Raw genomic sequence first — 13,804 nt, forward strand, 5'->3', positions numbered from 1 at the left:
GTGTGTCGCCGTCCATGCAATCTCCACACAATCTCCACATTCCCTCCCTGAGGGCTCCACGCAGCGGGCGGACACTGGCCCCATCGCACACGGAGCCTCACCCATGAACAAGACCCTCGGATTCAAGCTCGGCACCATCGCCGTGCTGATCCTGCTGTTACTCATCCCGCTATTCATGATTGGCGGCCTCATCGACGAACGGCAGAGCCTGCGTGACGATGTGTTGCGCGATATCGCCCGCAGTTCCAGCTTCGAGCAGCAGATCAGCGGCCCGATGGTGGTGGTGCCCTACCGTAAGTACGAACGCCGCTGGATCGAAAAGGACGGCCAGAGCGTTCAGGAAACCTACACCCTCAATGGCAACCTGTACTTCCTGCCGGAAACCATGGATGCCGACATCGGCGTGGAGACCGAGCTGCGCGCCCGTGGCATCTACCAGGCCCGGCTGTTCCACGCCAAGGGCAGCATCAAGGGCCGTTTCAAGCTGCCCGAGCGCTGGGGCATCGACAAGGACTACGATGACTACCGCTTCGACAAGCCGTTTCTGGTGGTGGGCATCAGCGATATCCGCGGCATCGAGAGCGGCCTGGAGCTGAAGTTCGACGACCAGCAACTGGCCTTCGAGGCCGGCACCGGGTTGGACTGGATGCGCGCCGGGGTGCATGTGCCGCTGCCGCAGCTCGATGGCCAGCAGGCACGGGCCTTCGACTACGGCTTTGACATCGCCCTGCAGGGCACCGGCCAGCTGCATGTGTTGCCGGTGGGCCGCAGCAGCAGCGTGGCCATGCGCGCCAACTGGCCGCACCCCAGCTTCATCGGCAGCTACCTGCCGACTCGTCGCGACATCGACGACACCGGCTTCACCGCCCACTGGCAGACCTCGTTCTTCGCCACCAACCTGGAAGACGCTCTCGACCAGTGCGTCAGCCCGCAGGCATGCAACGTGTTCCTGGGCACCACCTTTGGCGTGAGCTTCGTCGATCCGGTCGACCAGTACCTCAAGAGCGAGCGGGCGATCAAATATGCGCTGCTGTTCATAGCCCTGACCTTCGCTGGCTTCTTCCTGTTCGAGGTGCTCAAGGGCCTGAGCGTGCACCCGGTGCAATACATCCTGGTGGGCGTGGCCCTGGCGTTCTTCTACCTGCTGCTGCTGTCGCTGTCGGAGCACCTGGGGTTTGGCCTGGCCTATGGGCTGTCGGCGTCGGGGTGTGTGCTGCTGATCGGCTTCTACCTGGCGCATGTACTGCGCAGCCTGGGGCGCGGGGTTGGCTTTGCGGCGGGTTTGGCGGCGCTGTACGCGATGCTTTATGGGCTGCTCAGTGCCGAGGACTATGCGCTGCTGATGGGCTCGTTGCTGTGCTTCGGGCTGCTGGGGGTGTTCATGGTGCTGACCCGTCGGTTGGACTGGTCGCGGGTGGGGAGGTTGGGATGAGGGAGGATCGCGAGATAGGGCGGTGGTTGGCCCTTAAAATTGGAATGTTGTTTCCTGTAACACCGAGGTGAGGCCTTCGCGGGTAAACCCGCTCCCACAGGTACGGCACAGATCCTGTGGGAGCGGGTTTACCCGCGAAGAGGCCCTTCAGCCTTGCGGCGCGGTGGCCAGCATCGACGCCCGCTGGCTCACCTCGGCATACCACGCCGCCAGCCCTGGCTGGCGCTCACGCCATCCGAAATCAGGCTGGCGCAGGTCCAGATACCCCAAGGCACAAGCCACGCCAATCGCCGCCAGGTCGAACCCCGAAGCCAGCTCCGCCAGGTGCTCGTGTTCAAGGTTGGCCAGGCTGCGACGGATCTTTTCGCCCTGTGCCTGGACCCAGCCGTCCCACTGCTTGTCCGCCGGGCGCAGGAAGGTTTCGTAGCGGGTACCCACCGCGGCATCCATGATCGCGTCGGCCTGGGAGGCCAGGGTCAGCCGGCGCCAGCGCGCCGAGCCTTCGCGGGGCAGCAGCGGGTTGCCGACGTGGCGGCTGTCGAGGTACTCGCAGATCACCCGGCTGTCATGCAGCACACTGCCGTCGTCCAGGCGCAGGGCCGGGATCTTGCCGATCGGGTTGCCCTCATTGAGCTGCTCGTCACCGCTCACCGGGCTGATATTCACGCCTTGCAGGGTGACGTCGCCCAGTTGCCCGGTCTCGTGCAGCACCACCATGACCTTGCGCACGAACGGCGACAGCGGCGAATGGAACAGGATCATGGCTCAGTTACCTTGCAGGCTGGGTGGCAGGCACACGCCCAGGCCGCCGATACCGCAATAGCCGTCGGGGTTCTTGGCCAGGTACTGCTGGTGGTAGGCCTCGGCGAAGTACACGGTCGGTGCCTGGTCGATCTCGGTGGTGATCTCGCCGAAGCCGGCCTTGCCCAGTTCGGCCTGGAAGGCGTCGCGGCTGGCCTTGGCCTCAATCAGTTGCTGCGGCGAGGTGCAGTAGATGGCCGAGCGGTACTGGGTGCCGATGTCGTTGCCCTGGCGCATGCCCTGGGTCGGGTTGTGCAGCTCCCAGAACATCGCCAGGAGTTCGCGGTAGCTGACCCGGTTCTTGTCGAACACCACCAGCACCACTTCGGTGTGGCCGGTCAGGCCCGAGCAGACTTCTTCGTAGGTGGGGTTGGGGGTGAAGCCGCCGGCATAGCCGACCACGGTGCTGACCACGCCTTCGCGCTGCCAGAAGCGGCGCTCGGCGCCCCAGAAGCAGCCCAGGCCGAAGATGGCGAAGTCGATGTCGCCCTCGAAGAACGGGCCGAGCAGCGGGGTGCCTTCGAAAACGTAGTGGAACTCGGGCAGGGTCATCGGGGTTTCGCGGCCAGGCAGGGCCTGTTCCGCGGTGGGCAGGACGTTTTTGTTCACCAGGATTTCCGAACGCAGGGTCATGGCCGTTCCTCTGTGTTTTTTCAGTGGGATAGGTGTTGGCCCCATCGCCGGCAAGCCGGCTCCCACAGGGATTGGATTGAACCCTGTGGGAGCCGGCTTGCCGGCGATAGGGCCCGAATGGCTTCTATAGTGCCCGAGGTTTGGGCCGCTGTCAGGCCAGCGGGCCACGCGGGTAGCGGCGCAGCTTTTCGGTCAGCTCGCGCCCAGGGATCGGCCGGTCGAACAGGTAGCCCTGGCCGACGTCGCAGCGGTGCCGGCGCAGGAACGCCAGCTGCTCCGGCGTCTCGATGCCCTCGGCGACCACCTTGAGCTTGAGGTTGTGGGCCATGGCCACCACCGCCGAGGTGATCTCCATGTCGTCCTGGTTGTCGGGGATCTCGTTGATGAAGCTGCGGTCGATCTTGATGATGTCGATCGGGAACTTCTTCAGGTAGCTCAGCGACGAGTAGCCGGTGCCGAAGTCGTCCATGGCCAGCGTCAGGCCCAGGGCCTTGAGCTCGTCGAGCTGGCGGTGGGTGTCCTCGCTGGCTTCGAGCAGCAGGCCTTCGGTCAGTTCCAGCTCCAGCAGGTGCGGCGGCAGCGCCTCTTCCTTGATGATGCTGCCGATCGAGCTCACCAGCTCCGGGTCGGAGAACTGCTTGGGCGACAGGTTGATGGCCACGTGCAGGTTGCCCATGCCGGCCTCGCGCAGCTCCAGGCTCATGCGGCAGGCCTGGCGTACCACCCACTTGCCGATGGGGATGATCAGGCCGGTCTCTTCGGCCACGCTGATGAACTGGTCGGGGCGGATCATGCCGCGCTCCGGGTGGTTCCAGCGCAGCAGCGCCTCGAGCCCGAGCAGGCGGCCGCTGCGCAGGCACAGCTTGGGCTGGTAGAACACTTCCAGTTCGTTCTGGGTCAGCGCCCGGCGCAGGTTGTTCTCGACGAACAGCTTGTAGCTGGCCTCGGCGTTGAGCACTTCGGTGAACACTTGCACCTGGTGCTTGCCGTTGGCCTTGGCCTTGTGCAGGGCCAGGCCCGCGTTCTTCATCAGGGTGGCCGGGTCGCTGCCGTGCAGGGGGGCACAGGCCAGGCCCACGGAGGCGGTGACGTTGATCAGCTGATTGTCGACGAACATCGGTTTGTCGAGAGTGCGCAGCAACTGGTGGGCCACGCCCTGGCCGTCTTCGAGGGAGGTATCGTCGAGCAGCACGGCGAATTCGTTGCTGGCGAAGCGCGCCAGGCTGCCGCCGCTGCTCAGGCTGTTGCGCAGGCGCCGGGCCAGGCTGATCAGCAGTTTGTCGCCGGTCTGGTGGCCGAGGCTGTCGTTGATCCGCTTGAAGTTGTCGATGTCCACCAGCAGCAGGCAGATCGGGCTGCTGCTGTCGCGGGCGAAGCGCTCGTCGAGGTTGCGGATGAACGCCGGGCGATTGCCCAGGTTGGTCAGGTTGTCGGTGTAGGCCAGCCGCTCGATGCGTTGTTGCGCCAGCTTGGTCTGGGTGACGTCTTCGTAGATGCCGATGTAGTGCGTCAGCTCGCGGTTGTCGCCGTACACCTTGGAAATCGACAGCTGGCCCCAGTAAGGCTCGAGGTTCTTGCGCCGGCTTTTGAACTCGCCCTGCCAGCTGTTGCCCATGGCCAGGCTGGAGGGGGAGTCGAACAGCAGTTCGCTCAAGTTTTCCAGTGCCGGCAGCTCGGCCAGGTGGTGGCCCTGGACTTCCTCGGTGCTGTATTGGGTGATGGCGGTGAAGCTGGGGTTCACGTACTCCACCACGCCGTCGCGGTTGACCAGCAGGAAGGCGCTGGCGCTCTGTTCCACGGCGCGCTGGAACAGGTGCAGCGCGTTGGCGGCGGTGCGCCGGTTGTGGTTGTTGATCACTTGCGCGAACTGGTCGGCCAGCTCGCCGGCGAAGGCGATCTCGTCCGACTGCCAGGCCCTTGGCCGGCCAGTCTGCTCCAGGCACAGCACCCCCACCACCTGGCCGTCGATGCGGATGCTGGCATCGAGCATGGCGTTGTCGTCGGTGGGGTAGAGCAGCTCGGCCATTTCGCGGGTGCGCGGGTCGTGGCTGGCGTTGTGGGCATCGATGGCGCGGCTGGCGTGCAGGGCTTCGAGGTAGTCGGGGAAGCGGCTGGCGTCGATCGGCTCGGGCAGGCGGTGCAGCCGCTCGTGGTGGTACCAGGCGCTGATCGGCTCCAGGCGTTGATCGTGCAGGTACCAGATGCTGGCGCTGTCGACCTTGTAGATCTCGCAGGCGCTCTGGGTGATCAGTTCGGCGGCTTCGAGCAGCGAGTTGCCGATGCTGTAGCGCTGGCGGGCCAGGCGCAGGATCAGGTCCTGCTGGGCACGCACCCGCTCCAGGTGTTCGAGCTGCTCCTGCTGGGCGCGCTGATTGAGCTGCAGGGCCAGTTGCAGGCGATTGTTGCGGGATTCGAGATCGTTTGCGTCGAGGTCGGCGCTGTCGTCCTGCTGGTCGTCCATCACCGTCAGGTAGCCACGCAGCAGCTGGCGGTTGTGCTGCTTGTAGCTTTCGCCCGCTTCCAGCACGCGCAACGGCGTCGGGCCTGCGTGCAGGGTGTAGCGCACGCGGTAGTGGCCGCGCCGGGCCAGTTGCAGCTGGATCTCGTCGTGCAGTTTGTAGCGCGCCTCCGGCTCCATGAGGCTGGCGTAGGGCGAGCCGATCAAGGCGCAGAGTTCGGCGGCGGCCAGGCCGAATTGCCGCTCGCAGGCGGGGTCGACGTAGAGCATGGCCCAGCTGGCTTCGTTCAGCCGTTCGAAACGCAGCATGCCGAGCCGCGAGGGCACGGGGAGCTGCGTGACGACCTCGGCCGCCACTCGGCTGGCGGCATCGGGTTGGCTTTTCATCGAAGACTCGCTTGAACAGGGAGCGCCGCCTGGAAAGCGGCGCATCGGGCAAGGTTGCATCATGTCCCGTGGGCTGGCAAGCGGCCATGCGGGATGCTGTGTGCAGGTTGTCGGCAAACAAGATGAAATCTGAAGAAAAGCAGCTGCGAGCTTCGAGTTGCAAGCATCAAGCTGAGCGGTGTTGGGGCATGAACTGCTTTTTCTTGCAGCTTGCAGCTTGCGGCCTGCAGCTCAAAAAAAGCCCCGCCAATTGGCGGGGTTGAGGTACGAGCGTGGCAGCTCGAAAGGGGTGCCCGCCTTCCCGAGGGAAGGCGGGCAAACAGCGGGTTACAGCAGCATGGTGCGGATGTCGCCCAGCACGTCGCCCAGGCGCTTGGTGAAGCGCGCGGCGGCGGCGCCGTTGATCACACGGTGATCGTAGGACAGCGACAGCGGCAGCATCAGCTTGGGCTGGAAGGCCTTGCCATCCCAGACCGGCTGCATGGTCGCCTTGGAGACGCCCAGGATAGCCACCTCAGGCGCGTTGACGATCGGCGTGAAGCCGGTGCCGCCAATGTGGCCGAGGCTGGAGATGGTGAAGCAGGCGCCTTGCATGTCGTCGGCCGACAGCTTTTTGGTGCGCGCCTTCTCGGCCAGTGCAGCGGCTTCGGCAGCCAGTTGCAGCAGGCTCTTCTGGTCGACGTTCTTGATCACAGGGACCAGCAGGCCATCCGGGGTGTCCACGGCGAAGCCGATGTGCACGTACTTCTTGCGGATGATCGCCTTGCCGCTTGGGGCCAGCGAGCTGTTGAAGTCCGGCAGTTCCTTGAGCAGGAAGGCGCAGGCCTTGAGCAGCAGCGGCAGCACGGTCAGCTTGACGCCGGCTTTCTCGGCGACGGCTTTCTGCGCGACGCGGAAGGCTTCCAGCTCGGTGATGTCGGCCGAGTCGAACTGAGTGACGTGCGGCACGTTCAGCCAGCTGCGGTGCAGGTTGGCGGCGCCGACCTGCATCAGGCGGGTCAGGGCCACTTCTTCCACTTCACCGAACTTGCTGAAGTCCACGGCCGGGATCGGCGGGATGCCTGCACCACCGGTAGCACCGGCGGCTGGAGCCTCCTTGGCCTTCTGCATCATGGCCTTGACGTAGACCTGAACGTCTTCTTTCAGGATACGGCCGTGCGGGCCGGTGGCGGCGACCGCACCCAGGTCGACACCGAATTCACGGGCCAGCTGGCGAACGGCAGGGCCGGCATGGACCTTGGCGTTGCTGCCGGCGGCCGGCGCGGTGGCGACCGGGGCTGGAGCAGGCGCGGCAGCCGGAGCGGCGGCCGGCGCAGCAGCTGGGGCAGGAGCGGCAGCCGGAGCAGCAGCGGCCGGAGCCGGTGCTGCTGCAGGGGCGGCGCCTGCGGCCTTGATCTTGAAGATCAGGTCGCCGGTGCCCACTTCGTCTTCCAGCTTGCACAGCACGGCTTCGATCACGCCGGCGCTAGGCGACGGGATTTCCATGGAGGCCTTGTCGGACTCCAGGGTGATCAGCGACTGGTCGGCTTCGACGGTGTCGCCGACCTTGACCAGCACTTCGATGATCTTGGCCTTGCCCGACGAGCCGATGTCCGGCACGTGGATGTCCTGCACGCTGGCGGCAACCGGGGCTGCTGCGGCTGGCGCGGCAGCTGGGGCGGCTTGCGCAGCCGGCGCCGGTGCGGCAGCCGGGGCAGCGGCGGCCGGAGCCTCGGGCGCGGAAGCTGCGCCCTCGACTTCCAGGACCAGCAGCTCGTCGCCTTCTTTCAGGCGGTCGCCCAGTTTGACCTTCAGTTCCTTGACGATGCCGGCCTTGGGGGCCGGGATCTCCATGGAGGCCTTGTCGGACTCCAGGGTCAGCAGGCTCTGGTCGGCCTCGATACGGTCACCGACCTTGACGAACAGCTCGATGATTTCACCTTCACCGCTGCCGATGTCAGGTACGCGAATGAGTTCGCTCACTTAAAAATACTCCTCAGCAGTCCAGTGGGTTGCGCTTGTCCGGGTCGATGCCGAACTTGACGATGGCGTCAGCCACAACCTTGGGTTCGATCTCGCCACGGTCAGCCAGGGCTTCCAGGGCAGCCAGCACCACGAAGTGGCGGTCGACTTCGAAGAAGTGACGCAGCTTCTTGCGGCTGTCGCTGCGACCGTAACCGTCGGTACCCAGGACTTTGAATTCTTTGCTCGGTACCCACTGGCGAATCTGCTCGGCGAACAGCTTCATGTAGTCGGTGGAGGCGATGACCGGGCCTTTGCGGCCGGCCAGGCACTCTTCCACGTAGGTGGTCTGAGGCTTCTGGCCAGGCTTGAGGCGGTTGGCGCGTTCCACGGCCAGGCCGTCGCGGCGCAGTTCGTTGAAGCTGGTGACGCTCCATACGTCGGCACCGACGTTGAACTCTTCACGCAGGATCTTCGCCGCTTCGCGGACTTCGCGCAGGATGGTGCCGGAGCCCATCAGCTGTACGTGGTGCGCGGCTTCGCGGGTGTCTTCCTCGAGCAGGTACATGCCCTTGATGATGCCTTCCTCGACACCGGCCGGCATGGCTGGCTGCTGGTAGGATTCGTTCATCACGGTGATGTAGTAGAAGATGTCCTGTTGCTCTTCGGTCATCTTCTTCATGCCGTCCTGGATGATCACCGCCAGCTCGTAGCCGTAGGTCGGATCGTAGGTGCGGCAGTTCGGGATGGTGCCCGCCATCATGTGGCTGTGACCGTCTTCGTGCTGCAGGCCTTCACCGTTGAGGGTGGTACGGCCGGCGGTACCGCCGATCAGGAAGCCACGGGTGCGGCTGTCGCCAGCGGCCCAGGCCAGGTCGCCGATACGCTGGAAGCCGAACATCGAGTAGAAGATGTAGAACGGCAGCATCGGCTGGTTGTGGCAGCTGTACGAAGTACCGGCAGCGATGAACGACGACATGGCGCCGGCTTCGTTGATGCCTTCTTCGAGGATCTGGCCCTTCTTGTCCTCGCGGTAGAACATCACCTGGTCTTTATCGACTGGCTCGTAGAGCTGGCCGACCGACGAGTAGATGCCCAGCTGGCGGAACATGCCTTCCATACCGAAGGTACGGGCTTCGTCCGGGATGATCGGCACGATGCGCTGGCCGATTTCCTTGTCCTTGACCAGCTGCGCGAGGATACGCACGAAGGCCATGGTGGTGGAGATTTCACGGTCGCCCGAGCCGTCCAGGATCGCTTTCAGCGTTTCCAGGGATGGGGTCGGTACGCTGAAGCTCTTGGCGCGGCGCTGCGGCACGAAGCCACCCAGGGCTGCGCGGCGCTCGGCCAGGTACTTGGCTTCGGCGGAACCTTCTTCCGGCTTGAAGAACGGCAGGTTCTCAAGGTCGGCATCCTTGACCGGGATGTCGAAGCGGTCACGGAAGTGACGCAGGCTGTCGACGTCGACCTTCTTGGTGTTGTGCGCGGTGTTCTTGGCTTCGCCAGCACCGGTGCCGTAACCCTTGATGGTCTTGGCCAGGATGACGGTTGGCTGCTCTTTGTGGTTCACAGCCTGGTGGTAAGCCGCGTAGACCTTGTACGGGTCGTGGCCGCCACGGTTGAGCTTCCAGATCTCCTCGTCGGACAGGTCTTCGACCATGGCCTTGAGTTCTGGGGTATTGAAGAAGTTCTCACGAACGTACGCGCCGTCTTTGGCTTTGTAGTTCTGGTACTCGCCGTCGATGACTTCGTCCATGCGGCGCTGCAGGGCACCGTTGGTGTCCTTGGCCAGCAGTGGGTCCCAGAAACGGCCCCAGACCACTTTGTTGACGTTCCAGCCACCGCCGCGGAACACGCCTTCGAGTTCCTGGATGATCTTGCCGTTGCCGCGAACCGGGCCGTCGAGGCGCTGCAGGTTGCAGTTGATGACGAAGATCAGGTTGTCCAGCTTCTCGCGGCCGGCCAGGGCGATCGCGCCCAGGGATTCCGGCTCGTCGCACTCGCCGTCGCCCATGAAGCACCAGACCTTCTGCTTGCCGGCCGGGATGAAGCCACGGGCTTCCAGGTACTTCATGAAGCGTGCCTGGTAGATCGCCTGGATCGGGCCCAGGCCCATCGAAACGGTCGGGAACTGCCAGAAGTCAGGCATCAGCCAAGGGTGCGGGTACGAAGACAGGCCGTTGCCGTCCACTTCCTGACGGAAGTTGTTCATCTGGTCTTCGTTGATGCGGCCTTCCATGAAGGCGCGGGCGTAGACGCCTGGCGAAGCGTGGCCCTGGAAGAAGATCAGGTCGCCGCCGTGTTCTTCGGTCGGGGCCTGGAAGAAGTAGTTGAAGCCGATGTCGTACAGCGTGGCGCTGGAGGCGAAGCTCGAGATGTGGCCACCCAGGTCCGAGTCTTTCAGGTTGGTGCGCATGACCATGGCCAGGGCGTTCCAACGCACCATCGAGCGAATGCGGCGTTCCATGAACAGGTCGCCAGGCATGCGTGCTTCGTGGGTGACAGGGATGGTGTTGCGGTACGGCGTGGTGATGGCATACGGCAGCTGCGAGCCACTGCGGGTGGCCAGCTCGCCCATACGGGTCATCAGGTAATGAGCGCGGTCTTCGCCTTCTTTGTCGAGGACCGACTCCAGGGCATCCAGCCATTCCTGGGTTTCGATTGGATCGAGGTCTTGCATGGCTTGCTCCAGGGCGGAAAGGCCACCAGAATCGGGGGCCTGAGTTTGCGACTGGCCTTATGGGCAGACGTCGTGAATTCTTGGATTACCGGACAGTCATCCGGCGCGGTGTAGTTTTACTACAAATGCTTTCGGATTTCATGCTTTTGCACGGCATGGGTAGTAGTAAAACTACACAAATGCGACGGTTTGTCGCATCCCGGGTTGTGGGGAAAAACGTTCCCGTCGGTTGAATCTGTGTTCGAGTTAGGTGTTTGTTGATGTTTCTTACTAGAAAATCAAGATTTTCAGCTATTTCTAACTTTTGTATGACAGTCCAACCGTGGTCCGGCCCCCGTTCGACCGCTCCAACCCCTCTCTTTCACGCCGATCAAGGATAGACCATGCGCCTGCCTTTGCCGCTCGATCTGCCTGCCGCCCTGCAACCGCTGGTTGCCCGCAATCAACAGTTCCTGCGCGATGCGCTGGCCGGGCACCCTGAGCTGAACCCGGACAGCTGGAGCGTCGAGCAGCGACGGCAGTTCGACCAGGTGTGCGCCGCGAGCGACTTCGTGCTGGCCCAGGCCCAGCGCGACCCGGCCATGCTGTTCGGCCTGCTGCAAGGTGGCGAGCTCGATCGGCCCTATGCTCCGGGCGAGCTGCGTGGGCAGATCAACGCCGTGGCCCAGGCCGCCCAGAGCGAGGACGAACTGGCGCGCAACCTGCGCCGCGAGCGTAACCGCCAACAGCTGCGCATCATCTGGCGCGACATCACCCGCGCCGCGGCCCTGGGCGAAACCTGCCGCGACCTGTCCGACCTTGCCGATGCCTGTATAGATGAAGCCTATGCCTGGCTTTACCCACGCCACTGCCAGCAGTTCGGCACGCCTATCGGCAACCGCAGCGGCGAGGTGCAGCACATGGTGGTGCTGGGCATGGGCAAGCTGGGCGCGGTGGAGCTCAACCTGTCTTCCGACATCGACCTGATCTTCGCTTTCCCCGAAGGCGGCGAAACCACCGGGGTCAAGCGCTCGCTGGACAACCAGGAGTTCTTCACCCGGCTCGGCCAGCGCCTGATCAAGGCGCTCGACCCGGTCACCGTCGATGGTTTCGTGTTCCGCGTCGACATGCGCCTGCGCCCTTATGGCTCGGCCGGCTCGCTGGTGCTGAGCTTCAATGCGCTGGAGCAGTACTACCAGGACCAGGGCCGCGACTGGGAGCGCTACGCGATGATCAAGGCGCGGGTGGTGGCCGGCGACCAGGCGGCCGGCGCGCAGTTGCAGGAGATGCTGCGCCCGTTCGTGTACCGGCGTTACCTGGACTTCTCCGCCATCGAAGCGCTGCGCACCATGAAGCAGCTGATCCAGCAGGAAGTGCGGCGCAAAGGCATGGCCGACAACATCAAGCTTGGCGCCGGTGGCATCCGCGAGGTGGAGTTCATCGCCCAGGCCTTCCAGCTGATCCACGGCGGGCGCGACCTCAGCCTGCAGCAACGGCCCTTGCTGAAAGTGCTGGCGACCCTGGAGGGGCAGGGTTACCTGCCGCCGGCGGTGGTTGCCGAGCTGCGCGAGGGGTATGAGTTCTTGCGCTACACCGAACATGCGATCCAGGCCATCGCCGACCGCCAGACCCAGATGCTGCCGGATGACGACACCGACCGTGAGCGCATTGCCTACATGCTCGGCTTTGCCGACTGGGCCAGCTTCCACGCGCAATTGATGGAGTGGCGCGGGCGCATCGACTGGCACTTCCGCCAGGTGATCGCCGACCCCGATGAAGACGAAGCCGAGGGCGAGCTGGTGGTGGGCGGCGAATGGTCGCCGCTGTGGGAGCAGGCCCAGGATGAAGAGGCAGCCTGTCGCCAGCTCGAGGAAGCCGGCTTCAAACTACCCGCCGATGCCCTGCGCCGCTTGACCGCCCTGCGCGTCAGCCCGTCGCTGCGCTCGATGCAGCGTATCGGCCGCGAACGCCTGGACGCATTCATTCCGCGCCTGCTGGCCCAGGCCGTGGAGCATGCCAACCCAGACCTGGTGCTGGAACGGGTGCTGCCGCTGGTCGAGGCCGTGGCCCGTCGTTCGGCCTATCTGGTGCTGCTCACCGAAAACCCCGGCGCCCTGCGCCGTCTGCTGACCCTGTGCGCGGCCAGCCCGTGGATCGCCGAGCAGATCGCCCGTTACCCGTTGCTGCTCGACGAGTTGCTCAACGAAGGCCGGCTGTTCAGCCCGCCCCTGGCGCCAGAGCTGGCCGCCGAGCTGCGCGAGCGCCTGACCCGCATCCCCGAAGATGACCTCGAACAGCAGATGGAAGCGCTGCGCCACTTCAAGCTGGCCCACAGCCTGCGCGTGGCGGCGTCCGAAATCACCGGCAACCTGCCGTTGATGAAGGTCAGCGACTACCTGACCTGGCTGGCCGAAGCCATCCTCGACCAGGTGCTGGCCCTGGCCTGGCGCCAGACCGTAAGCCGCCATGGCCAGCCCAAGCGCAGTGATGGCAGCCTGTGCGATCCGGGCTTCATCATCGTCGGCTACGGCAAGGTCGGTGGCATCGAGCTGGGCCATGGCTCGGACCTGGACCTGGTGTTCATCCACGATGGCGACCCGCAGGCCGAGACCGATGGCGCCAAGCCCATCGACAGCGCGCAGTTCTTCACCCGGTTGGGCCAGCGCATCATCCACCTGCTGACCACCCAGACCAACTCCGGGCAGCTCTACGACGTCGACATGCGCCTGCGCCCGTCCGGCGCCTCGGGCCTGCTGGTCAGCTCGCTCGGCGCCTTCGAGCGCTACCAGCAGAACGAAGCCTGGACCTGGGAACACCAGGCGCTGGTACGCGCCCGCGTGCTGGTGGGTTGCAAGCAGGTGGCGGCGGCGTTCGAGACGGTGCGCGCGGGGGTGCTGGGCAAGGCCCGTGACCTGGATAAACTGCGCGCCGAAGTGAGTGAAATGCGCGCCAAGATGCGCGACAACCTGGGCACCAAGGGCACCGCTGCAGGCACTGCGGGCAACGCCTTCGATGCCGGGCAACCCTTCGATATCAAGCAGGATGCCGGCGGTATCGTCGATATCGAATTTATGGTGCAATACGCCGCTTTGGCCTGGTCCCACGACCACGCGGCCATACTGCGCTGGACCGACAATATCCGCATCCTCGAAGAGCTGGAGCAGGCCGGGCTGATGCCCGCCGCCGACGCCGTGCTGCTGCGCGAGGTGTACAAGGCGTTCCGTGCGGCCTCGCACCGCCAGGCCCTGCAGAAGCAGGCCGGGGTGATCGATGCGGCGCAGTTCGTCGATGAGCGCCGCGAGGTGCGGCGGATCTGGGGGCAACTGGGGTTGAGTTGAAGCATCGCGGGGCAAGTCGCATCGGCGCACCGCCGCCCCCACGGTGCGTGGGAGCGGGCTTGCCCCGCGATTCGGACCCCAGTGGTACACTGCACGCCACATAGCCTGAATATAAAGAGGGGAGGCCAGGTTGTAACGCAGCCTGCAGCCTCCCC

The 13,804-nt window shown here is 64.7% G+C and carries 7 protein-coding genes; 2 read left to right on the plus strand and 5 right to left on the minus strand.

The window, feature by feature from the left end:
- The first annotated feature begins 103 nt into the window (after window positions 1-103).
- The gene (gene creD / locus EJA05_RS01825) at window positions 104-1,432 is read left to right on the plus strand and encodes a cell envelope integrity protein CreD (RefSeq protein ID WP_125857162.1); all 1,329 of its coding nucleotides are present in this window, start codon (window positions 104-106) and stop codon (window positions 1,430-1,432) included.
- A gap of 147 nt (window positions 1,433-1,579) precedes the next feature.
- Here creD and EJA05_RS01830 read toward each other — a convergent pair whose 3' ends face one another.
- The 5 genes from EJA05_RS01830 to aceE form a co-directional block, all read right to left on the minus strand.
- Complete coding sequence (locus EJA05_RS01830; RefSeq protein ID WP_125462293.1) at window positions 1,580-2,194, minus strand: glutathione S-transferase; 615 nt, start codon at window positions 2,192-2,194, stop codon at window positions 1,580-1,582.
- A 3-nt stretch (window positions 2,195-2,197) separates the two neighbouring features.
- Entirely contained in the window at window positions 2,198-2,866 is a 669-nt protein-coding gene (msrA, locus tag EJA05_RS01835) for a peptide-methionine (S)-S-oxide reductase MsrA (RefSeq protein ID WP_125462294.1), read from the minus strand.
- Window positions 2,867-3,017: 151 nt separating this feature from the next.
- Complete coding sequence (locus tag EJA05_RS01840; protein WP_125857163.1) at window positions 3,018-5,711, minus strand: putative bifunctional diguanylate cyclase/phosphodiesterase; 2,694 nt, start codon at window positions 5,709-5,711, stop codon at window positions 3,018-3,020.
- 327 nt (window positions 5,712-6,038) lie between these two features.
- The gene (aceF, locus tag EJA05_RS01845) at window positions 6,039-7,673 is read right to left on the minus strand and encodes a dihydrolipoyllysine-residue acetyltransferase (RefSeq protein ID WP_125857164.1); all 1,635 of its coding nucleotides are present in this window, start codon (window positions 7,671-7,673) and stop codon (window positions 6,039-6,041) included.
- Between the two features lie 13 nt (window positions 7,674-7,686).
- Window positions 7,687-10,332: a pyruvate dehydrogenase (acetyl-transferring), homodimeric type gene (gene aceE / locus EJA05_RS01850; protein ID WP_110992293.1), complete on the minus strand. Its 2,646-nt coding sequence runs from the start codon at window positions 10,330-10,332 to the stop codon at window positions 7,687-7,689.
- A 383-nt stretch (window positions 10,333-10,715) separates the two neighbouring features.
- Between aceE and glnE the strand changes: the two genes are divergently transcribed.
- Complete coding sequence (gene glnE / locus EJA05_RS01855; RefSeq protein WP_125857165.1) at window positions 10,716-13,649, plus strand: bifunctional [glutamate--ammonia ligase]-adenylyl-L-tyrosine phosphorylase/[glutamate--ammonia-ligase] adenylyltransferase; 2,934 nt, start codon at window positions 10,716-10,718, stop codon at window positions 13,647-13,649.
- Window positions 13,650-13,804: the final 155 nt, after the last annotated feature.

The sequence above is a fragment of the Pseudomonas oryziphila genome (assembly GCF_003940825.1).
GTDB classification, from domain to species: domain Bacteria; phylum Pseudomonadota; class Gammaproteobacteria; order Pseudomonadales; family Pseudomonadaceae; genus Aquipseudomonas; species Aquipseudomonas sichuanensis.